We start from the raw sequence: 22,801 nt of genomic DNA, 5'->3' as shown, positions 1-22,801 counted from the left end.
CGTTCGTCCTAACATTATCAGGACTTACGCACAAAGATTATCTGTGGAGATTGGGTGTAAGGGTGAAAGGGTTTGGGGTGTAAGGATTTTGAACCCCTACACCCTCGCCACAACCCTTGATTTTTCGTTTTGATGTGTAAATTCTAATTTAATTATTATCTCCACTCACCTTGTAAGGTAAAACCAGCCCAGTAATAAGGTGCAGAATAGTTTTCATCTCGCCACAGTTCTAACCTTGCTTCTCGCAGTGCCGCCGCCGGGGTTAATTCTTGTTTGAGAACTTTGGTATAAAATGTCTTCATTAATTGGGATGTTGCTTCATCATCCACATTCCATAAACTGACTAACACACGCGGACTACCAGCGTACATAAATCCTCTGGCTAATCCAACTAATCCTTCGCCTTTGATTTGTTGGCTTATACCAGTTTCGCAAGCACTAAGGACAATCAAATCTGCGGGTAGTTTGAGATTAAAAATATCTTGCAGTCGCAAAAAGCCATTTTGCAACATCCCTTTTTCGTCAAATAGTGACAGTACTACACCAGATAAGGACGGATTTTTGGTATCTAAAATGCCGTGGGTAGCAAAATGAATGATGCGGTATTCACTCAGTTGAGAACTAGTGACAAAATTTCGGTTAGCAGCAAAGTCTAATGCTTGCAGAGTCAGGGATTTTGGCACTAAAGCTAAAATTCCCTCGGCTTCTTGGCGAGTGAAAGATAAACGCTCAAAAGAAAAATTAGGGTTGATGAAGGGAATGTTTGGCTTGGGTATGGGTTTATGGAGAATTCTAGTCAGGCGTTCATCATCATAGCTAAATACAGCATCTGCAATCACGGCTAGGGTTTTGGGGGGTGTTTTGCGTTCTTTGTGTTCGCGCCTAATGACGGCTAAAGTAGAAGCGGATGGTATATAAAGAACTTCGTTGCTTTCTAGCAGAGGTCTGATGTTTTTACCGGATGTTCCGGGTTGAGCTAAGGCCGAAAATGGCAGATATTGTAATGCACCATCACCAACTATTACCAGGCGCTTGTTTTTGATTTTTTCGGCGACTGGTTCTAACAACATTTGATTGAGTTTTTCGAGTACTTCGTAACTACTAAAAGCACCTAAACCAGAACTTGCATCTATTTTGATGTTGGCTGTCAGGTTGTAGTAACGTATTTTCAATAAATAGTTAAATTGCTTAACGACTTTTTCAATCTCTGAGCGTTTAGGTAACTCATAACTACTAATACTATTTTTACTAACTGCCCATAAATAACTGCGTTCTTCACCCAGGGCGTATTCTAATAACAGCGTTTCGTCATCTAGTACTTGCTGTTGAATTTCTTTAAGAGAGAGGGGTTGGGGTTGAGTGAGTGCAGCATATTTGGGACTGGTAAATCTGATTTTGGCTTGGACTTCTTGATATTCTTTGAGAAGTGAGGTTAATTCGTTTTCTAAGGCTTGGGCTTGTTCTGGGGTGTATTGACCACTGTTGTAGAGTTCTAAACGCAGTTTCTCTGTTGCATTTAGTCGTTGTTGCAAGTTTTGTTCTGCTTCTAGTAATTTAGGTTCTACACCTTGGCGAATATCAGCATTAGCTTCTGTGAGTAGTTCCAACAAACTGCGAGAACGATATTTTTCACTGTTTTGTAATGCTAAAGCATCGTAGCCTTGCTGGGGATATTTTTTGTGCAACTGCATTAATAAGTCATTGGCAAACTCGTAAATAGTTTGTTGGGAAGCAAAATAAGATGTACGTAGTTGTTCGTTGGTAATTTTAGTCCGGAGATTTTCGATAATTTTAATAGCTGCTTCAACTTTAACTAGAGATTCTTTGAGGTTGTCCCTGTTACGTTCTAAATAAGCAATGTTATAGAGAGTGATGGCTTCCCCGGCTTTATCTTTCATTTGCCGTCTGAGGGGGAGCGACTGGTTGTAATATGCTAAGGCTTGTTGTGTGTCTCCCAGAACAGTGTAAACACCACCAATGTTATTTAGGGTTGTTGCTTCTCCGGCTTTGTCTCTGACTTGCCGTGATAAAAATAAAGATTGGTTGTAATATTGAAGTGCTTCTTGTCTTTCGCCTAATGAGTCATAAACACGGCCGATATTATTCAAGGTAACAGCTTCGCCTGTTCTATCCCCGACTTGCCGTCTTAAAGGCATAGATTGATTGTAGTGTTTGAGTGCTTGTTGTTTGTCTCCTAATAAGTCGTAGACACGGCCGATATTATTCAGGGTAACAGCTTCGCCTGTTTTATCGCCAATTTGCCGCCTTAAAGGCAAAGATTGATTGTAGTATTTTAAAGCTTGTTGTTTATCTCCCAAAGCAGAATAAATACCGCCAAGGTTATTTAGGGTTGTAGCTTCCCCGGCTTTATCCTCTACTTTTCGTGATAAATTTAGGGATTGGTTATAAAATTCTAGAGCCTTTTGTTTGTCTCCTAAAGCGTCGTAGACACCACCAATATTGTTGAGAGTAGTAGCTTCGCCTGTTTTATCTCCAACTTCTCGTCTTAAGGGCAAAGATTGATTGTAGTATTTGAGTGCTTGCTGTTTGTCTGCTAAGGAATCGTAGACACGGCCAATATTATTAAGAGTGACTGCTTGTCCGGTTTTATCTTCGACTTTTCTAGATAAGTTGAGGGACTGATTGTAATAGTTGAGTGCTTGCTGTTTGTCTCCTAACGCATCATAAATCCCAGCGATATTGTTGAGAGTGATTGCCTCGCCTGTTGGATCTCCAATTTGCTGTCTTAAGGACATAGATTGGTGATAGTACATTAATGCTTGGTGTTTATCTCCTAAAGCATCGTAGACACCGCCAATGTTATTCAGAGTTGTTGCTTGACCGTTTTTATCGTTGACTTGTTGTGATAAAAGTAGAGATTTGCTGTAGTATGTCAAAGCTTGCTGTTTGTCTCCCAAGGCATCATAAACACCACCAATGTTATTAAGGGTGATTGCTTCTTGAGCTTTATCGCCCATTTTGCGTGAAATGGGTAGGGATTGATTGTAGTATTTTAGTGCTTGCTGTTTTTCTCCCAAGGCGTTGTAGACACTACCGATGTTATTGAGAGTGATTGCTTGCCAGATTAAATCTCCTAGTTGTTCTGATAAAGAGAGAGATTGGTTATAGCAATCCAATGCTTTTTTTTTGTCTCCCAAGGCATCATAAACACCACCAATATTATTAAGAGTAACTGCTTGACCGGCTATATCTCTAATTTGTTGTGTCAAAGATAAGGACTGGTTAAAAAATATTAAGGCTTGCTGTTTATCGCCTAAAGCATTATAAATAAAACCAAGCTCGTTGAGTGTAGTGGCTTGTTGTTTGATATTTCCAGTTTGTTGCCAAAGTTTTAAGGCGGTTTCAAATTTAGCGATCGCTTGCTTGAAAGATGTTGCTGTTCCTAGCTTGAGTAACTCTTCTCCTTCTTGAAATATTTGCTCGGCGCTAGAATTATTAACTACTGATGAATCTATTTGTGCTTGTAGGGTAATATTGGGGGCATAATCTCTAGCAGCTACACCTGATTCAGCAAACATTGTAATGCTGACTAAGAGAAGGGAAAGGTGGCTAGTAAACGCTACTAAAAATCTTCTTGGTTTCTGGTGACGTTTGATTCTCTTAGTCATAACAGCATTTTTTCACAAGAAGTTGTATCTGCTTCACTATACTTTTAGGCATTGGCAAGCTTGTAATTTTTAAGAAAAAAAACCGACTATAGATATAAAAATCTGATTTTATTTCTGAATTTACTTGTGTTATCAGGCAGTAAGGAATATGTAGGAGTGGGTTGACTCAATGAATCTGTGGGTAAACAAAATTTTTCCTCAACCCGCACGTACAGGAGTAAAAAATAAGCTTTATTTTAGGTTTATTGATTTTTTCCCAAATTAAATATTAGTTTTATGGATAGCATTACTATTTCTCTTAACTTCAATAGAGACAATCACTTTTAATTCAAAAACTCAAATATACTATCACCTATCTCTAAAAAATCCTTGTATTAGATATCACTTCCACTCAGCTTGTAAAATCCATGACTTACGCAAAAATTCCCAAAAAGCTTAATTTATCGTAGACGCGCAAACGGCTTCCCGCAGGGTAGAACGCCAAGAAATCGTAGAGTCTGCGTAAGTCTTAAAATCAAAGCTGCTCAATCATTAGGAATAGAATAATTTCTTGTCAGAGTTTTAATTGAGCTTTTCGTATAGCTGCCGCAGGTGTTACTTTTTGTTTTAATATTTCGGTATAAAATCTTTGCAATCAATTTTGCTGTGTCCTCATTATCTACGCTCCACAAACTCAATAAGACTTTAAAGCTACACTCATACATCAATTTTCTTGTTAAGCATACCAATCTGCGTTTTGACGCAGTAGGATTTGCTTGTTGTGTTTCTGTATGTGTTTGTTGGGCAATGTTTACTGGATAACGCCAGCCGTTGCTGTACTTGATTTAGCAAATATCAAATCCTCATGTTTTTTTAATATACTTCTATGTACTGTGATGACTGGTGTTTTTAATAAAATTTTTTACTCTCACGCACAGACACGGAGGTGCTGAGAGTAAAAGTTGACAAAAAGGCATATTGCTTTCTGATTTTGGCAAAATGTTGACTGAGAATGTCAAATTACTTACTCATCTTGGTGTTTTCCGCAAGCAAAATGCCAAAATACTTGCTCAAAATGCCAAAGTGTTTTCTCATTTCAGTAAATTGTGTACTCATTTTGGTGTTTTCCGCAAACAAAATGCCAAAATACTTGCTCAAAACTTCAAATTGCTGACTAATTTTCGTAAATCACGCAAGCATTAAAGACATTGCAGTGTAACAAAAGCCGTTGTAAATTTGCTGGAATTTTCTCAGGCTGAAGATTATAAATATTTTTTAAGGTAAAGAATATTTGCCGTACTGTATTTCAAGGTGTATATTATGGCTCGAAAAAAAAGAAGTTCAAAGATATTAGAAAAAGCTGTGCGTCGCGCCGCTAGTATCAATTCTATTGATCCCTATTTAGATTTAGGTAATGGTCTTTCTTTACCAGCTTTTTCAAATTTGATAGAGCAAATGCGAACTAAAGAAAATTTATATAATACGGCTCTTTCTAATTTAGATAAGTTATATCGGGAAATGCTAGAAACTGAGGGCGAGTTGGCAGATATGACAGAACACATGCTACTTGGTGTTGCAACTCGATACGGCAAAAGCAGTGTAGAGTATGGGATGGCAGGCGGAGTTCCAAAAAGTCAGCGTTACAAAAAACGTCGCGGCGAGTCATTAACTGCTAATTCTAATCAACCTACAATTGTTACCAGTCTCAACAATCAAAACGGCAATAAACCAACAGTGATTAGTTAGGGAAATTTTAGCAAGAAAAATTAGGGCGATCGCATAGACAATTCCAGGAAGAGAAATATCCCATTGTTCTAAGACAGGAGATTATCCTGATTTTAAATGCGATCGCTCTAATTTAAGTTGTACCAAACTCAGTAAACTGACGAATGTATGGCTCATGAAAAGCCAAAATAATATCTTGCTTTGGTACTCCCATTTCTACCAATCGATTGGCAATTCCTTCTTCAGTGCCATCATGTTGAATCCAAATTTTGCCATCTTTAATATCAAGATGTAAAATACAGCCAAAATCGCGTTGATTACCTCGCCAACCAACATACAGTAATTGATAATGGTCTTGCCGTTCGTCAAAAATTGTTTGCACTTCATACTCTTCGGCAGTCAATTTTTGTTGAATTGCGGCTCGTTGTTGTCTTTCAGAAAGAAGATGTTCGATGTATTGGCGATATTGTTCTACAGCCATTGAGAAATCACCTCAGCTTGTACATCATAAATAATCAGTCGTAACTGATATTTTTTAACAGATACAGCAATAAACCTTCGTTGAAAAAAACTTTCATAAATTGGTAAACGAACTGCCAAATATAGTTGGCGTTCTGGTTCAATTTTATCTAAAGCATCTCGATAGTTTAAAAACTGCCCCAACGCAGTATGAAAATCAGAGACATTCGAGGGACTCAGAAAACTTTTAATCTCCACTGCTATTTTTCTGCCCTCTTGTTCTGCTGCTAAAAGCTGTTCTGCTGCTAAATCAATCTCAAAATCTACATCATCTACATTAATTTCATAAGGGTCAGCAGTAATCTTCCAACCGTCTTTTTCTAAAGCGTTTCTGACAATATAATGAAATCTATCTTTTGCCATAGCAGTTAAAAGCACCTAGCACAGCACCATCAAAAATAATTTGTGGCTGCTGTAAAGCCATAATTCATCCCAGCCCAGGTTTATTTTACATACACTCTCACAATCCCACAAGGGAACATTATTTGTTTTGGCATCGTGATGTACATTTAAATATGGCGGACATATTGAACTGTTCATGACATCTATTCTGCTGAATAATCGCTATCAAGTTATCCAGGTACTCGGTGCTGGTGGATTTGGGGAAACCTTTTTGGCAGAAGATACCCACATGCCTTCTCGCCGTCGCTGTGTGATTAAGCAATTAAAACCAATTGCCAATGATCCCCAAACCTACGCCTTGATTCAGCAACGTTTTGAAAGGGAAGCAGCCACCTTAGAGTATCTGGGCGAAAGTAGTGACCAAATTCCTCGACTCCATGCTTATTTTTCGGAAAATGGGCTGTTTTATCTGGTACAAGAATGGATTCACGGTGCAACGTTAACTCATGTTGTCGAAACAAAAGGATGCCAAAGTGAAACTATAGTCCGAGAAATTCTGTTGAGTCTGCTATCGGTGTTGGATTATGTGCATAGCAAGGGCATCATTCACCGAGACATCAAACCAGATAATATTATTCTGCGCTCTGTTGATAGCAAGCCTGTGTTGATTGATTTTGGTGCAGTCAAAGAAACCATCCGCACAGTAGCAGTTAGACCAGGATATCCAACACAATCAATGGTGATTGGTACACCAGGATACATGCCGAGTGAACAAGCAATTGGGCGGCCTGTTTACGCTACAGATATTTACAGTTTGGGTTTAACAGCGATTTATCTTTTGACTGGGAAACAGCCTTCAGAATTACCCACACATCAACAAACCGGGGAAATTCTCTGGCAAAATTATGCGCCGCCAGTGTCACCCCAACTAGCAATGGTACTGAATCAGGCAATTAAACCGCAGGCGAGCGATCGCTACAGTACGGCTAGTAAAATGCTTTATGCTTTAAACTCTACAGCTAATCTGCCTCCATCCCCTACTATCAATCCTCGTCCAACCGAACTCCCATCAACTCAACAAACCCAAGCTGTTTCTCCTCCCCCAAAAATTTCACCGCAAAATTCTCAAAAACCAATTTGGATATTTGGTGGTTTAATCGCCTTTGGTTTAATGACTGGGATAGGACTAGCTCGCTTAACCCGTCCCCAACAGTCGCAAGCACCCATCACCAACAATTCCGACTCTCCATCATCTCCAATTTCATCTTCAGAACCCCAAGAGCCACCAGCCACCCCATTTTTGTCTACACCTAGCACTTCCCCACAGCCACCAATCAATTCAGATACTTTATCCGCCAACAATGGCACAACAGATTCTAACTCTCCAAATGAATCTCCAGAATCTCCAGTCATCACCAATGAGCAACCTGTAAATTCAGAACCTGACAATTCCCCAACCACAACTGATTCTCAACCCACAGCCAGTCCCACACCAGAAGCACCCCCGGTAGAGCCAGAAAAACCAAATAAATCAAAAAAAGTTAGTACCACTAGCCGTCAAAGCGTTCCCGCATTCCCTACAGGGACAGACAGAAGCACCGTAGAAGCAACTCTCGGCAGACCCAAAAGGGATTTCAGAGGTTTGTGGGGTGATACTCGCGCTGTCACTTACAAAGTCGTCCCAAATCAAATCGACTTGGGCTATTTATTCGACCGTAATTCTGGCAGGTTGGTGCAAACTGAAGCCGCATTTGCTCAATCTGTAGACCCACAAGTGATGCAAAATACTTTAAGTGGAATGCTAAACGGTCGAGTCACTCCCGAAATTCAGCAAAAACTCACACAACTCCAGCAGCGTCAAAAAGATGATTTCAGTTTTAATTTAGGTTCTGTGAAAGGACAAGTTGTCCGCCAGAATTGTGATTTTATTTATATCAGCATCTGGGAAGCTGACTTACATCCCATTGGCGACCCATCGTCTGCTAAACAATGTTCGTAAAATCCGGGAAGGGGACAAGGGAGACAAGGGAGACAAGGGGGATAAGGTGGACAAGGTGGACAAGGTGGACAAGGGGGAAACTATATTTCTTCTCCCTTGTCTCCCCCCTCTCCCTTGTCTAATACCACTCAACACTCAGCCCTAAAACGGATAAACAGGCAATGTAAAGTGAAACCATGCTCCACCGTTAGGTGTAGAATCTACCCAAATTTGACCGTAATGCGCCCGAATAATTCGCTGGCACAAACACAAACCAATGCCATATCCGTCAGTACCTTCATCTCTTTGCAGGCGGAAGTGGTTCTCAAAAATTAATTCACGACTTTCGGCGGGAATACCAGGGCCAGTATCGCCCACGCTAAACTGCACTTTTTGGGTGGTGCGGTGCAAGCCAGCAACAGTAATTTTACCGCCTACTGGTGTATATTTGATAGCATTATCCAAGAGGTTGACGACGACTTGGCGAATGCGTTCTGGATCGGCATAGACGCAAGGCAGGTCTGAGGGAATATCTGTTTCTAGGGTTTGGGATTTGGCGGTGTAGCGATCGCCTAATTCCTCTAACACTTCTAAACAAAGTTGTCCAAGTTCAATTTTTTGCGGTATAATTGGAAACTCTTTATCACTGCCTCTGCCTACCTGCAACAAATCAGCAATTAAGCGGTCAATTAACTTGGTTTGAGTCCGAGCTTGTTTTAACAAATGGGCGGCCATTGCTGGCTTGAGACGTTGAAAGCTTCCTGATTCTATATTGTAATTAGATTGCAGTGTTTCAATAGCGATCGCTGCCGCCGTTAAAGGATTCCGCAAGTCATGAGCCAACATCGCTATGACTCGGTCTTTGAACTGTAATTGCTCCTGAAGTTTTTCCTTTTCTTGTTTCAAATGAAAGATTTCATCAGAAAGTTTAATCAGTTCGGCGGAAACAGCAACAGAATTAATTGTTGATTTGGGTGGTGATACCCGACTATTTTCATCGATACGTTCTTGAAAATCTTCTTGCAATTTTAAATAAGCGTCTACAGCAGTTTGCCAACGCGGCCACCAGTTTTTTAATTGAGCAATAATATTACTTCCAGCCAGAACTTGCCTTGGTTCTGGATGAATTTTAATCAACGCTGGCGTAGCTACTAACTTAAAATGTTCGGCTAGATACGGTTGTTGACCGACATCAATAATTTGGACTTCAAAGTGATACTCTGCCTGCAACTCTTTTAAGTAAGAGCGTATTCGCTGTACCTGTTGTCGAGACTGGGGTCTGCCATCGACAAACAGCAACAACTGTAGAGGAGCCTCAAAATAATTAGGCTGATCCTGGGAAACTTGCATGTAATCGTGTTTCAGCACTGGTAACAACCTGGCAACGCTTTGCAGAAGATGAAATTGACTAACGGTTGTCGATGGTCGTTGTTTTTATCAATTTAATATCTATTTTAGATTTTTCATACTCCTACCCGCCCTAAGTTTTGGATGTAAGATACACCTTTTTTTCAATTTTTGCTTTCTTTTTAACTAACTTGCTGCTCAATCAACAACCTACCTGTTATACCATTTTGGATTTTGGATTGGGGAAGATTTGATTGGTAAGCTGTTCAGCAATCTATCTGTCACAATCATTTTGCCACTTGGTATAAGTATAAGTGCGTATACAAGTCTTACCACAATGTAGGAGCAGAGTTAATTGGTGAAAACTTTTATACAACTCAAGTTAGCTTTGGTGGTTTGCACTCAGGCGGCTCTCAATGAACTAGATATGTTCATACCTAGCTATTTATCTGGGAATGATGAATTTTCCCAGCCAAACTTTAGCAGTTTTGCTTAACTATCAGCACTCAAGCCGATTTTTCAGAACAGCTTCCCCTTAACTTAAGCAATTTACTAAGCTACAGAAACCAATTTACTGCTTTTTGTCAACTTTTAGTCAGGATTTATGCAAAATTCTCGATGACTAAACTAATTGCATTCTCAACAGTGTGAATGGATATCATTTAAAATGCAATTTTTATGCTGTTCTTAACCCTTGTATAAAGTTGCGGTCTTACACAAAGCAGCAACCGTGATGTAGAGTCGGGAACTTTGATTTAGTAAGCAGCACCACAAAACATCAGCACTTGTAACAACAGCATTTGCTTCGCTTCTAATACCCAGTTATTCTCTAGAATGCTGCCACCAGAATAAATGAATGCGATCGCACTCCTCAAGGCAGTTATTTTTACTTGCACAAATAGGAAGAGGTTGTTGATAGTAGTGCTAAGAAACTTTTTCTGCTCTTTCACTGATAGAACCAGAGAAAATTTCTACCTGACTTAACATTCTTGTTTTTTGGTGATCCCTAGTGGGGATATACTCCTTAGTCTAGCACTGTACCGCCAAGAGGACTAACTTTCTTTGGCAAATCTGGAATTTTCACGATTTTACAATTGTTTATTTACGTGTCTGATTGCGAAACATAGGGGATTATTTGCTAGTCATCCGTTATAGTTTTGCTGGGGATGGACAGCTAGATAGCTGTCACATCTAACCCTTCTTAGCCAACTATAATTCAGCACATTACAGACACAAAAATGAAATATCAAGGTTTTCATTTTTCTTCCATCAAAAGTATTTACTCGTTTTCTGGAAGAAACCTGAAATTGAATTTATCCTTAAAAGCCGGACTGACAGCTTTATTATTAGCTGCAACTGGTTCGACATTATTGATAGGGACAGCAAATGGCGGTGCTTCGCCCAGTGTGATAGCGCAAGCACCAGCAGCAGCAAAAGTAATTTATGTCAACCCAGCAACAGGTCAAGACAATGCAAGTGCAGGTGCAACAGCAGCCGCACCATACAAAACTATTAGCTTTGCACTCACCCAAGCTCAACCAAGTACAATTATTCGACTTGCGCCAGGAAACTATAACCAAGAAACTGGAGAAACATTTCCACTGTTAATCAAATCAGGGGTGACGTTACAAGGTGACGAAGCCAGCAAAGGTCAAGGGATAATTATTACTGGAGCAGGCTATTACACCAGCCGCACATTTGCGAGACAAGAAATTACCATTTTAGCTGACAACAACAGCGCGATCGCAGGTGTCACCGTGACTAACCCGACTCAACGCGGTACAGGTATTTGGGTAGAATCTACTAACCCCACGATCCAAAACAGCACTTTTACCGCTAATGGTCGAGAAGGCGTATTTGTCACGGGTACAGGAAATCCCAGAATTGAAGGCAATATCTTTGTGCAGAACAAAGGTAATGGGGTTTCTATTGCCAGAGCCGCTCAGGGTGTAGTCAGAAATAACTTATTTCAGGATACAGGTTTTGGTTTAGCGATCGGTGGAACTTCCACAACTTTAGTAGAAGGAAACCAAATCATTCAAAACCAAGATGGTCTATTTATCTCCGACTCCGCTAAACCCGTACTCCGCAAGAATGTCATTCAAAGTAATAAGCGAGATGGTGTAGTCGCCATTACCACTGCTCAACCAGACTTGGGTACAAACGAAAATCCTGGTGGTAATCTGATTCGTGGTAATACTCGTTATGACGTAAACAACGCCACAAAAACTAACACCATTGTGGCTGTTGGTAATGATGTTGATCAGAAAAAAATCTTTGGTCAAGTAGACTTTGTAGCAGCTACAGTCGAACCATCAACAGGCGGCGCTGTGGCCTTTAAAGATGTACCGAGCAATTTTTGGGCAAAAAGCTACATTGAAGCTTTAGCCGCACAAAATATTATTGCTGGGTTCCCAGATGGCACATTTAAACCCAATGACCCTGTAACTCGCGCCCAGTTTGCCACAATTATTACTAAAGCTTTAAATCCCACCGCTAAACGTAGCGCCATCACCTTTCAAGACGTTCCTAGCAATTTTTGGGCTTTCGCTGCAATTAGATCCGCTTATCAAAGCCAATTTGTTTCAGGCTACCCTGATGGTACATTTAAACCACAGCAACAAATTCCCAGAGTACAAGCACTAGTAGCCCTAGCCAATGGTTTAGGCTTAACCGCCAATAATCAAAACGTGCTGAATTTCTACAATGATGCGGCGCAAATTCCTAATTATGCAACCGGCCCAGTTGCAGCAGCCACTGTCCGCCAATTAGTAATTAACTATCCTACCGTTAAACAGCTTGAGCCTAATCGGCAAGCAACCAGAGCCGAAGTAGCAGCTTTTGTCTACCAAGCCCTCGTTAATGCTGGACGCGCTCAACCAATAACCTCGCCTTACTTGGTGACAGCTCAGTAAAATGCTCTGTTGAAACTGGGTGTAAGGGTGTAAGGGTTTTGAACACCTACACCCTTTTATTACGTAATTTATCAATAAAAATAGCAATTTTTATGACTACATTATTAACAGTAATCATTTCTAAGGCATGATTTTAATGAAGTGAGTTATACAACAATCAGTGTATATTTAGTAAATTAATTTACATACTATCATTTTTTTCTATAAGTTTAGGACTTACGCAACTAGCATATTTTTTCTGTAGGGTGTGTGACGCAACGAGAAGATTTTAACGTAGTCATCAGATTTATAGCGTCACGCACTAACCACCAATTGCGACACTTACGTAAGTCCTGAAGTTATATAGAACTAATATTTGATTTGGGAAAAATCAGTGAACTTAGATAAGGCTTTTTTCCTACTCTCTAACTACACAAGTAAATTTAGAAAGCAAACCGAACTCATCCATATTCCAAATTATTAAGTAATGAAAATTGTTGCCTGACGATGAAAATTGTTGGGAACTAACAGTAAAGAAATATAGTCGATGTATATAAGCCAAGCAAGATACCAATTGATAAATATTAGGGTTTTGGTATCACCACAGATAAATGGAACTCTGAAATTCAATTGACAGTCTTCTGCGGAGACAGCAGATATGAGGCTAGAAGTAAAACTCATAGTCTTAAATTACTGCTTTTAGATTTGCAGATGATGTCTCATAAGTATTGCAATTCAAGCAATACAGCTATTCACACTGCTAATAAATAGTAGCTTGTGAGTACTCACGAAAGTATTTTTATAAATACTTTTGGCAATTTTTTGTGGCATTTTTTTCAAAATCTGCCATGAATTTTGTATTGCAATTTTTCAGGAATAGAGATGGTGATCACAGATTTTATGGAAAATATTTACCGAAAATTACAATCACAAATCTAGTTCCTAATAATTTCTAATTACTCAACTGAGGTGAGTTATGAACATTCAAAATATCAGGAAAACATCTATCAACTTGGCAAAATCTTTTTTTGCAGGTGCAGTACTAATTACAGCTTCTGTTGGCCCTGCTTTTGCTGCTGAGAAAGTTGAGATTCTGGGTGCAGAATATGGTGGTAATGGTTGTCCTGAAGGTTCTGCTAGTGTAAATGTGAGTCCTGATGGTCAAGAGTTAAGTATTCTCTTCGATCAGTTTATTGCTTTAGGAAATCAATCATCAGAAAGGCGTAAAAGTTGTAATTTGAGCATTCCAATTAAAGTGCCTCAAGGATTCCAAATTTCTCTCTATGATGCTGATTACCGTGGCTATGTTGCTCCTAGTACCACTGGGAGACTTAGAGCCGAATACTTTTTTGCTGGTCAACGTGGCCCTGTTTTATCTCGGACATTTCGTGGCGAAACTGACTACAACGTTCGAGATCAGTTAGTGACTGTTGCTGATGTGTGGTCACGCTGTGGCGATAGTGTAAATATGCGTGTCAATGCAGCGATGACTGCTAATGGAGCAGGTATGGCGACTGTTGACTCCTTCGACTTGGCTCACCGGGGATTGGTGTATCACATCAAATATCGTCAGTGTCGTTAGATAGGCTGAAAGCGAGGATAGGGGAAAATCAAGTCAAAAATTCTCTGACTTTTGAATTTTGACTTCTCTGTAAGGGTGTAGGTTTTCAAAATCCTCACACCCTTATAGCTCAATGGTGATGAGGGTTGATTGCTTAATTTCTGCTCTAGCTACCAGACAAGGAGTAAGATTTGGGGGATTCTCCCCCAAGCCCCCGATTGGGGGACGGTTGCGTCCCCCAAACCCCCTCCAAAATCATTCTTTCGTTTTTTGTAGAGTCATTATTTGTTGGTTTGGTGGTGATTTAGTTTTCTGATTTTAAAGGTATTGTCTTATACCTTAATATATTTCAGTTAAGACTTTGTTGGGTGGAGCGATAGCTTAACCAAAACGTATTTCTTTATACTGAAGTCATAATGTCGTCAGGAATGCAGTGGACTTGATATGAGTTCTGGTTAAATACAAATGACAAAACCGCCCACACATTACCTGAAAGAATAGCTAACAAGGTATGGTTGTGGCGGTTTTAAAAATCGCTGTTGGGTAACTGGTAGCGATGCTAACCTATAAAAATTTTGGAAGATTGGCACTGTTCGGGTAAAACAGCAAAGGAGTTAAATGTGCAGTATCAAGCACTACCTGTAAAAGCAACTTCTGGGAACTTCAACTGAGCTTCTGCCATTGGACGGTTTCGACCTTCCTCTTGCCAGTAGTTGATCACTTCTGTTGCTTTGTTAAGCAATTCTACGCGATCTAGCTCAGTAATCCAGTGTTTGGATTCGAGTTCCTTTTTTAACTCTTCCCAAGCATCATTTCTGGGCCAGAAAAAGTACTTTGTTAAGGGACTGGTACCTTTACCTACAACTTGGTCAACTGCTAGGGCAACGTTATCTTCCAACCAAAGAATTTTTAGAATGAACTTGGTCAATCACACCTCCGGGATACATCCGGGCATAGCTTACTAAGTTTGCGATTGCTTATTGTAACTTAATATCTAGCCGAATGACCAAACTTTTCAGGGAGTAGGGAATGGGGAGTGGGGAATTATCGCAAGAATTCAGGACTCAGAAGCCAGAATTCTCCAATTAAATTCTATGCGGCTGATTCTGAATTCTTCTTCAAGGATGCTTATCCAATTTAAAATCGGAAAAGTTTAAATTGTGATCCACGCAACCATGACTGCACAAGCTTCAGCACGAGCAATTGTCGTTTTTGATATTGATGGCGTTGTGCGCGATGTCGGCGGTTCTTATCGCCGCGCGATCGCTGATACTGTAGAGTATTTTACTAACGCTGCATATCGTCCCACACCGTTAGATATTGACCAACTCAAGTCTGAAGGCGTTTGGAATAACGATTGGGAAGCATCGCAAGAATTAATTTACCGTTACTTTGAGTCTCAAGGAAAGACAAGAGAACAACAACAGCTAGACTACAACTCTATTGTGACTTTTTTTCAAGCCCGTTATCGTGGCTCAGACCCGAATAATTTCACGGGATATATTTGTGATGAACCTTTATTATTAAGTTCAGATTATTTACAGCAGTTGACTGAAGCTAATATTGCTTGGGGATTTTTTAGTGGTGCTACCCGTGGTTCTGCTAATTTCATTTTAGAAAAACGCTTGGGTTTGCGATCGCCAGTGTTGATTGCAATGGAAGATGCACCCGGTAAACCCGATCCGACAGGGTTGTTTGCCACTGTTGAGAAGTTGGAGCATGAACCCAGCAACACCACCGTTATTTATGTGGGTGATACTGTGGCTGATATGTATACAGTCACGAAAGCGCGAGAATTGCAGCCGCATCGTCCTTGGGTTGGTGTTGGAGTGTTACCGCCTCACGTCCAAGAAACAGCCGCACGCGCTCAAGCATACAGTGAAAATCTGCAAAAAGCTGGAGCCGCGATAGTTGTGAGTAATGTTGAAGAGTTAAATCCAGCCAAAATAGCAGAACTATTGTTGTGATGAAATACTAACTCGTTGGTATTGGGAATACTTAAACTGAGAAAGCGATCGCTTTTTTACTGCATACTGCTTTTTATTCCCAATAGTTCAATTTATGACAGTCAATCGTCTACTTACTCCCATTGAGGAGGCTTTGGAAATAGTTAATCAGACTGGTGGTTCGTTTAATGTAGTGACAATTAGCCGAATTATTGGGTGTTTAGATGAAGAAATCCTGAGAAAAGCTCTTGATATTGTTCAGTTACGTCATCCTCTGTTGAATGCGCGAATTGTTAATTCTCTAAATCGTCTGTGCTTTGAAACAGGAGCAATTCAAATTCCTCTGCGTAGCATTAATAGCCTCAATAGTCAGTCTTGGCAAGAGGTTGTGATTGCAGAAATGAACGAAAAAATAGCGAGTGATGCAGGTTTAGGAAGATGTGTGTTAGTTAAATCGCCGAGTGAGAATCATGTAAATTATCTAATTACAATCTTGCACCACGCTATCTCAGACGGTTTATCTAGCATCCAACTGCACTCAGAAATATTAACTTATTGTCAAAAAATCGCAGATGGAGAGTTAATCAATTCTGTTGAAAGTTTACCTGTATTACCACCTATTCAAGAACTGCTACCAGAATCAATGCAGGGATGGTGGGGTAAAATCAAAGGCATTTTCTTGTTATTAAATTTGCAATTTAAGCAGTTATGGTATCAACCAAAAGCTCTAGATTTTGAGCAATGTGTCCCGATAGAATCTCGTTGTTGTGGGTTGGTTCACCGACAACTAGACAAAGAACTAACAGAAAAGTTAGTGAATTTTTGCAGACAGGAAAAAACTACAGTACAAGGCGCGTTATGTGCAGCGTTAATGTTTGCAGTCGCTAATCAAATTTATGGTTACGAGAGGAAAGATATTTGGTTAAATTGTTGGTCTCATGTTGATTTGCGCCAAAGGTTGCGATCGCTTGTGAGTGAAAATAATCTAGGTGTGTTGTTTTCGTCCATCACTTCATTTCATCCCCTCACAACCAAAACAACCTTCTGGGATTTAGCACGGGAAGTCAGACAAACTATCATCGCAGGGTTAAATTCTGATCATCTCTTCAGCATCATTATGATGTACAAGCAGGTACTCAAATTCTTACTGAAAAAACCTAATCAAGCACCTGCAAGTGTCTCTGTAACTAATATTGGCAAAGTCAAAATTCCTAAATTTTACGGTCAATTGGAATTAGAACAAATCAGCTTTTTGCCAGTACAGGGTGTTTTTGGTGGTGTTGTGACTTTGGCTGTGGCAACTTTTGACAGCAAAATGAATTTAAACTTTGCATTTTCTCTACCTGCAATTAGCCAAAATGCGATGGAAGAATTGGCAGACAATTTAGTTGTCTGCCTGAAGAATGCTTGTGATTTTTAGACTTCCCTGATTATTCCAGTTTCAAGAACTTATCTAAAGCAGCGACCATACTAGGGGGCCATCGGCGGATATTTTTCACCCAGTTGATATCTTTGTAACGGTTATCCAAGCCATAAGCGGCTACCCAGTTGCTTTCGGCTTCACCTTTTTGTCCGTTTACCCAGTAAGCGGCGGTTAAAGCGGCACGCACATCAGCAAATTTGGGATATTTCCGGGCAATATTTCGCATTTCGCGGATTGCTTGCTCTATTTGACCAGTTTCATATAAAGCGATCGCATAGTTAGCACGAGCAAAGGCAAAATTCGGGGCGACTTCGGTAGACTTTTTATAATCTGCGATCGCATCGTCCCATTTTCCTAAACCTGCTTTGGCATTGCCGCGATTGTTATAGGCCATTGCATCTTTAGGATCTAATTCTAAAACGTGGTTGTAATCTGCGATCGCCTGATCCCATTTTCCCAAACCTTCTAAAGCTGTACCCCGATTTAAATAAGGATCTGTCACATTCGGAGCCAATTCTACAGCTTTGTTGTAGTCTGCTAATGCCTCTTGCAGCTTATTTTGACTCACCCGCGAATTTCCGCGATTACTCCACGCACCCGCATTGGTGGGAAATTTCTCAATAATCTTTGTCCAGTATTTTTCAGCCGTGGCAAAGTCACCCTTATTTGTCGCTGCAAACGCTTGATTTGCCCACTCATCTCCTTGTTGTAGTTCTTCTGGTGTGAAGTTGGGTTGTTGGGATTGTGCCATGACTGGTTGACCCCAGCCAAACACAAGTAACACACAAAGAACAACACTAATTAACTTAATCATCTGGGTTTACCTGTGTCTATCTGCGGTGGAGATTCCACAATTTATCATGGCGAAAACTGTCTTAGACAGCAAGCTAGTAAAACAAGGCAAAAGTAAAAGGTCAAAAGGCAAAAGAAAGAATATTTATACCACGAGCTTTTTAGCAATTACAGATGGTCACTGAGTTTCGGCTTCGCGGTAATCGAGCGAAGCGATGCACTGAACTTGTCGTTCGCGTAGCGTCTCCGGTAGGAGAAGTGTCGAGATTCAACTACCGCGCAGTCGAAGTGTGGTCTTTTTATTTACGTCGACTTGTAAGCATAAAAACAAAAAATTAAGGGTGTACACAAGGGTTGATGTATCCAACACCCTTACACCCTCACACCCCTAAACCCAATTTCTACATACAATCTTAGTGCGTAAGTCCTTTAGTTTATTTTCCCACCGCTTCTAACCAAACCTGCACATCCGCAAGGCTACCAAAATCTAACAGTGCTTCGCTCAAATCTTCCAGAACAGGTAAAGGTAAAGAAGAAATTGACAAACACATTTCCTCTGATAACTCGCCAAACCGCTTAGTTAAAATTCGGATAATCAAGCTAACAGCTTCTTCTGTTCGTCCTTCCTCACGTCCTTCTTCTTTGATTTCACGGTAAACTCTTGTTTCTTGGAGCGTTATTCCTAACATCGACTCTACCTCGGCTCGACTTAAGATTTCAAATTTGTACACCATGATCGTCGTTATCATCTCTATTATGGCGCGGCTTGCCCTTTCGGATGTTTCTTGACTAGCTCTGGTTAACAAATACCTGGCTTCTGTTGGTGCTTGTTCTGGTTCTACTGTGGTCAGTACCATCAACGCTACCCATAAAGGTAATTGACGAATGTCGCCTAACTCGTCTAAATACACCCGATGAACTTGTTCTCCATTTAGCAGGGTACGATGAGGATAAATATCACTCTGTTCAATACTGCGCGATGGATAGATAATTACAGCCTGCCAATCGCTGAACCTGGGACGATTGCGGTAGAAATATAACGAGGATTCTGCAAATACCCTTTCATAAAGCTGTTCGTCTCTTTGAAATTGTACTTCACAGAAATATACAACCCCAGCACCTTCATTGTCTGGAGGCAGAAATACGCCATCGATGTCAAATTTCGGTTCTTTGACAGCTACCGAATCAAACCGATACGCTCCTGCATTGTTTGGGATATTTGTCAATAGTTCAAATAATAAACTAGGGGATTGTTGAAATAGTTTGTAAAAGATTGAGTCTCGGCGCATGAACCATTCTATGTGTTTGTTTTAGTCTGCGATCGCATCATCCCACATCCCCCACAGCGTAATGGCGATCGCACTTTCTCCCTTCACAAAAGAGATAACTGCTCATTCGGTGGCGTAAAATTCATGTGCTTATATGCAGCTTTAGTTGCAATCCGACCGCGTGGTGTGCGGCTTAAATAACCAATCTGCATCAGATAAGGTTCGTAAACTTCTTCAATGGTTTGCGGATCTTCACCTGTGGCGGCGGCGATAGTTTCTAAACCCACTGGGCCACCATTAAACTGCTCAATAATCACACTGAGCATTTTCCTGTCTGTCCAATCTAAGCCGCATGGGTCTACTTGGAATAGATGTAGTGCTTCTGCGGCGACACTTTCGGTAATTTCTGGCTGTTTTTTCACTTCCGCGAAATCACGTACTCGCTTGAGTAATCTATTCGCAATACGCGGTGTACCTCGTGAACGACGGGCAATTTCTGTTGCACCATCAGGTGTAACGTTGGTTTGTAGTAGCTGCGAACTGCGGAGAACGATTTGGCTCAGTTCCTCTACTTCATAAAAGCGTAACTTCTGCACCAAGCCAAAGCGATCGCGTAATGGTGAAGTCAAAGCACCCACGCGGGTTGTCGCTCCCACCAAGGTAAACTTCGCCAAAGGCAAACTTCTAATCCGGGCGCTGGTACCCTTGCCAATGGTAATATCTAAGCGATAATCCTCCATAGCTGGATAGAGAATTTCCTCAGTCATCCGCGAAAGACGATGAATTTCGTCGATGAAGATGATATCGCCGGGTTTTAGGTTAACTAATAACCCAACAATATCTCTAGGGCGTTCTAACGCTGGCGCACTCGTAATTTTATAGTTGACCCCCATTTCTGATGCTAAAATCATTGCCATTGTCGTTTTACCCAAACCTGGTGGGCCGTATAACAACAAGTGATCCAGCACTTCCCCTCGTGATTTTGCGGCTTTGATGGCAATTTCTAGCACATCCTTTAAATCTTTCTGCCCAATATAATCGGCAAATCGCTGCGGCCTGATACTCTCTTCTTGCTTACCTTGCTCGTCCAACACGGCTTCGGGTTGCAAAATTTTTTCTTCGGCAGATGCTTTGACTGATTCTTGTTGCTCCTTGGGTTTTTTATTGGGTTCTGGAGGCTGTTTTTTTGAGGAGATTATCGCCATAATTCAGCTATTAATTTTGACTTGAGGAATGATTGAGTGCCATCAATATCGCAATCCTTGAGAATAAACCTCAGATGCGAAAATTTTGGTTTGGGAATACACGTACCAATTTAAAATTTAAATTCCGGGCAATGAAAGAAGGAGTTAAGAATTTACTATGTTGTCTAAAAGAATCTTACCTTGCTTGGATGTGAAGGCGGGACGGGTTGTAAAAGGAGTTAACTTTGTTGATCTCAAAGATGCCGGTGATCCTGTGGAGTTGGCGAAGGTTTACAACGATGCTGGGGCAGATGAGTTAGTGTTTCTGGATATTACAGCGACTCATGAAGACCGAGGCATAATTCTGGATGTTGTTTACCGGACTGCTGAACAGGTCTTTATTCCACTCACTGTAGGCGGTGGCATTCAAACCTTAGAAAATGTTAAAGCTTTGTTACGAGCCGGAGCAGACAAGGTTAGTATTAACTCTGCGGCAGTACGTGACCCAGACTTGATCAATCGGGCAAGCGATCGCTTTGGTAATCAGTGCATAGTTGTTGCCATTGATGCCAGACGCAGAGTAGACCCCCAAAATCCCGGCTGGGATGTGTATGTGCGTGGCGGCAGGGAAAACACGGGTTTAGATGCCCTTAAATGGGCGGTCGAAGTTGAACAACGTGGTGCAGGAGAACTGTTAGTTACAAGTATGGACGCAGATGGGACTCAAGCCGGTTACGACTTAGAGTTAACCAAAGCGATCGCTCAATTAGTACAAATTCCAGTTATTGCCTCCGGTGGAGCAGGCAATTGTGAACATATCTATCAAGCTGTAACTGAAGGCAAAGCCGAAGCTGCATTGTTAGCTTCGTTACTACACTATGGGCAATTAAGCGTTTCAGAAATTAAACATTATTTGCGCGATCGCTCCATACCAGTACGTTTGTACTCTTAACGCCAAAGATAACATTAAAATCCCACTACCTGCCACCGAAATTAACTACACTTCTGAAAATCGATGTTAATATTGATTTATAAGTATTAATAAATATTAAGAAATATGTTGATTCCTATTTTATTATTTGATGTAGCACTGGTGGCATGGTCACTACATTTAATGGAAAAAGCCTATGAAAACAAAGAATTCTCGCTCATGCTGGCTGGTACATTAGTAGCTCTAGCTGCGGCGGCGATGTTAGTAGTTTACTTTCTTATGGGTCACTGTATGACCTACTTGTTACAAGTCTCGTAGAAATTACGATGTATTAGATTAGGTTTTTACAACCATTTAATATAGATAATTCATCAGACTTGACAAAAGATAAATTATTCAGCCATAATAAAAAATGGCTTTACGGGGTTATAGCTCAGTTGGTAGAGCGCTGCAATGGCATTGCAGAGGTCAGCGGTTCGAACCCGCTTAGCTCCATGTGTACATTAAATTATTATTGTCAGTTTTAAAGAATTCTTGTCCAGAGTTGAAACCAGTTTTAAACTGCAAGAAGAAATGAATCCAATTATCTGGTGTCGCTACATTCGCATCTCTACGAGCCACCTTGTTAGGTGCTTGACGAATAGCGTCTATCCAGTCCACCTTTTTTAGATATTCTGGAGAATCAAAGAGATTTTTGATGCGTTCAGGGAATCACTTATGGCAGATATTGGCTTGACTCATATTGCACTGGGAGTAACCGACATCAATCAAAGCATTGCTTTTTATCAGAAGTATGCTGGTATGAAAGTGGTGCATCGCCGCACTGATGAAACTAATAATTTTGAAGTTGCTTGGATTAGTGATTTAACTCGACCATTTGTAATTGTGCTACTGCAATTAGATAAGTCACAATGCCAACCATCATCGGGCTTTCATATTGGCGTAGCTTGTAAAAGCCGTGAGGAAGTAGATTATCTGTGTCAGCAAGCAAAATCAGAAGGTTTATTGCAAGAAGGGCCGCATGATTATGGTGCGCCTGTGGGTTACTGGGCGTTTATTTGTGATCCTGATGGTTATCAACTTGAGGTTGCTTATGGTCAGGAAGTTAATTTTACAATTACCCAAGCACAACAACAAGAATAAGGATGAGCGATCGCTATGATAAATCCTGGGAGTTAATTGCGACCCATCACCTAAACCTTAGTTATATTCTTCTCAAGAAATAGATTAATTATGCGCTCATTACTCTTAAATTCTGACTACTGAGTTCTGAATGCTTACAT

General features: G+C 40.6%; 21 protein-coding genes and 1 tRNA gene. 12 read left to right on the top strand and 10 right to left on the bottom strand.

What is annotated here, in order from left to right; genetic code table 11:
* Positions 1-155 precede the first annotated feature (155 nt).
* Positions 156-3,629 carry a CHAT domain-containing tetratricopeptide repeat protein gene (locus H6G79_RS10015; protein WP_190589149.1) on the bottom strand — a complete coding sequence of 1,158 codons (3,474 nt, stop codon included), beginning with the start codon at positions 3,627-3,629 and terminating at the stop codon, positions 156-158.
* Between the two features lie 978 nt (positions 3,630-4,607).
* Between H6G79_RS10015 and H6G79_RS10010 the strand changes: the two genes are divergently transcribed.
* A complete protein-coding gene (locus tag H6G79_RS10010; protein WP_190589151.1) occupies positions 4,608-4,811 on the top strand; it encodes a hypothetical protein in 204 nt (67 codons plus the stop codon).
* A 117-nt stretch (positions 4,812-4,928) separates the two neighbouring features.
* Positions 4,929-5,354 carry a hypothetical protein gene (locus tag H6G79_RS10005; RefSeq protein ID WP_190589153.1) on the top strand — a complete coding sequence of 142 codons (426 nt, stop codon included), beginning with the start codon at positions 4,929-4,931 and terminating at the stop codon, positions 5,352-5,354.
* Between the two features lie 112 nt (positions 5,355-5,466).
* On the opposite strand, the gene H6G79_RS10000 is transcribed toward H6G79_RS10005, so the two are convergent.
* Complete coding sequence (locus H6G79_RS10000; protein ID WP_190589155.1) at positions 5,467-5,814, bottom strand: XisI protein; 348 nt, start codon at positions 5,812-5,814, stop codon at positions 5,467-5,469.
* Complete coding sequence (locus H6G79_RS09995; protein WP_190589157.1) at positions 5,805-6,215, bottom strand: XisH family protein; 411 nt, start codon at positions 6,213-6,215, stop codon at positions 5,805-5,807. Before H6G79_RS09995 ends, H6G79_RS10000 begins: the two co-directional genes overlap by 10 nt.
* Before the next feature lie 175 nt (positions 6,216-6,390).
* Here H6G79_RS09995 and H6G79_RS09990 point away from each other — a divergent pair, with 175 nt between their 5' ends.
* Positions 6,391-8,193 carry a serine/threonine-protein kinase gene (locus H6G79_RS09990; protein ID WP_190589159.1) on the top strand — a complete coding sequence of 601 codons (1,803 nt, stop codon included), beginning with the start codon at positions 6,391-6,393 and terminating at the stop codon, positions 8,191-8,193.
* 141 nt (positions 8,194-8,334) lie between these two features.
* On the opposite strand, the gene H6G79_RS09985 is transcribed toward H6G79_RS09990, so the two are convergent.
* The gene (locus tag H6G79_RS09985; RefSeq protein ID WP_190589161.1) at positions 8,335-9,540 is read right to left on the bottom strand and encodes a histidine kinase; all 1,206 of its coding nucleotides are present in this window, start codon (positions 9,538-9,540) and stop codon (positions 8,335-8,337) included.
* A 337-nt stretch (positions 9,541-9,877) separates the two neighbouring features.
* Here H6G79_RS09985 and H6G79_RS09980 point away from each other — a divergent pair, with 337 nt between their 5' ends.
* Positions 9,878-10,015 (top strand): hypothetical protein, encoded by a 138-nt coding sequence (locus tag H6G79_RS09980; RefSeq protein ID WP_190589163.1) that lies wholly within the window; start codon positions 9,878-9,880, stop codon positions 10,013-10,015.
* A 259-nt stretch (positions 10,016-10,274) separates the two neighbouring features.
* Here H6G79_RS09980 and H6G79_RS09975 read toward each other — a convergent pair whose 3' ends face one another.
* The gene (locus tag H6G79_RS09975; protein WP_190589165.1) at positions 10,275-10,415 is read right to left on the bottom strand and encodes a hypothetical protein; all 141 of its coding nucleotides are present in this window, start codon (positions 10,413-10,415) and stop codon (positions 10,275-10,277) included.
* Between the two features lie 342 nt (positions 10,416-10,757).
* On the opposite strand from H6G79_RS09975, the gene H6G79_RS09970 reads away from it, so the two are divergent.
* A complete protein-coding gene (locus H6G79_RS09970) occupies positions 10,758-12,434 on the top strand; it encodes a DUF1565 domain-containing protein (protein WP_190589167.1) in 1,677 nt (558 codons plus the stop codon).
* Between the two features lie 955 nt (positions 12,435-13,389).
* Positions 13,390-13,995, top strand: a complete 606-nt coding sequence (locus H6G79_RS09960; protein WP_190589169.1) for a DUF4360 domain-containing protein — start codon at positions 13,390-13,392, stop codon at positions 13,993-13,995.
* 607 nt (positions 13,996-14,602) lie between these two features.
* Here the strand turns inward: H6G79_RS09960 and H6G79_RS09955 are convergent.
* Positions 14,603-14,902, bottom strand: coding sequence for a 30S ribosomal protein PSRP-3 (locus tag H6G79_RS09955; RefSeq protein ID WP_015113334.1), 300 nt, complete (start codon positions 14,900-14,902; stop codon positions 14,603-14,605).
* Between the two features lie 247 nt (positions 14,903-15,149).
* Here H6G79_RS09955 and H6G79_RS09950 point away from each other — a divergent pair, with 247 nt between their 5' ends.
* Both H6G79_RS09950 and H6G79_RS09945 read left to right on the top strand, forming a co-directional pair.
* Positions 15,150-15,941, top strand: a complete 792-nt coding sequence (locus H6G79_RS09950) for a TIGR01548 family HAD-type hydrolase (RefSeq protein ID WP_190589171.1) — start codon at positions 15,150-15,152, stop codon at positions 15,939-15,941.
* A 94-nt stretch (positions 15,942-16,035) separates the two neighbouring features.
* On the top strand, positions 16,036-17,340 hold the full coding sequence (locus tag H6G79_RS09945) for a phthiocerol/phthiodiolone dimycocerosyl transferase family protein (protein WP_190589173.1): 1,305 nt from the start codon (positions 16,036-16,038) through the stop codon (positions 17,338-17,340).
* A gap of 10 nt (positions 17,341-17,350) precedes the next feature.
* On the opposite strand, the gene H6G79_RS09940 is transcribed toward H6G79_RS09945, so the two are convergent.
* From H6G79_RS09940 to ruvB, 3 genes are all read right to left on the bottom strand, one after another.
* Positions 17,351-18,157 (bottom strand): tetratricopeptide repeat protein, encoded by an 807-nt coding sequence (locus tag H6G79_RS09940; RefSeq protein WP_190589175.1) that lies wholly within the window; start codon positions 18,155-18,157, stop codon positions 17,351-17,353.
* A gap of 412 nt (positions 18,158-18,569) precedes the next feature.
* Positions 18,570-19,424 carry an Rpn family recombination-promoting nuclease/putative transposase gene (locus tag H6G79_RS09935; RefSeq protein ID WP_190589176.1) on the bottom strand — a complete coding sequence of 285 codons (855 nt, stop codon included), beginning with the start codon at positions 19,422-19,424 and terminating at the stop codon, positions 18,570-18,572.
* An 83-nt stretch (positions 19,425-19,507) separates the two neighbouring features.
* Complete coding sequence (gene ruvB, locus H6G79_RS09930) at positions 19,508-20,608, bottom strand: Holliday junction branch migration DNA helicase RuvB (RefSeq protein ID WP_190589178.1); 1,101 nt, start codon at positions 20,606-20,608, stop codon at positions 19,508-19,510.
* A gap of 157 nt (positions 20,609-20,765) precedes the next feature.
* Here ruvB and hisF point away from each other — a divergent pair, with 157 nt between their 5' ends.
* From hisF to H6G79_RS09915, 3 genes are all read left to right on the top strand, one after another.
* On the top strand, positions 20,766-21,539 hold the full coding sequence (gene hisF, locus H6G79_RS09925) for an imidazole glycerol phosphate synthase subunit HisF (protein ID WP_190589180.1): 774 nt from the start codon (positions 20,766-20,768) through the stop codon (positions 21,537-21,539).
* Positions 21,540-21,644: 105 nt separating this feature from the next.
* Positions 21,645-21,836, top strand: a complete 192-nt coding sequence (locus H6G79_RS09920; RefSeq protein WP_015113328.1) for a hypothetical protein — start codon at positions 21,645-21,647, stop codon at positions 21,834-21,836.
* 104 nt (positions 21,837-21,940) lie between these two features.
* Positions 21,941-22,013, top strand: a tRNA-Ala gene (locus H6G79_RS09915).
* Here the strand turns inward: H6G79_RS09915 and H6G79_RS09910 are convergent.
* Complete coding sequence (locus H6G79_RS09910; protein ID WP_190589182.1) at positions 22,005-22,178, bottom strand: hypothetical protein; 174 nt, start codon at positions 22,176-22,178, stop codon at positions 22,005-22,007. The two genes, H6G79_RS09915 and H6G79_RS09910, sit on opposite strands and share 9 nt — an antisense overlap.
* 57 nt (positions 22,179-22,235) lie before the next feature.
* Here H6G79_RS09910 and H6G79_RS09905 point away from each other — a divergent pair, with 57 nt between their 5' ends.
* Positions 22,236-22,661, top strand: a complete 426-nt coding sequence (locus tag H6G79_RS09905) for a VOC family protein (protein ID WP_190589184.1) — start codon at positions 22,236-22,238, stop codon at positions 22,659-22,661.
* Positions 22,662-22,801: the final 140 nt, after the last annotated feature.

The sequence above is a fragment of the Anabaena sp. FACHB-83 genome (assembly GCF_014697485.1).
Taxonomy (GTDB): domain Bacteria; phylum Cyanobacteriota; class Cyanobacteriia; order Cyanobacteriales; family Nostocaceae; genus Nostoc_B.
Note: the sequence above shows the minus strand (reverse complement) of the source record. Positions and strands in the feature narration are given on the sequence as shown.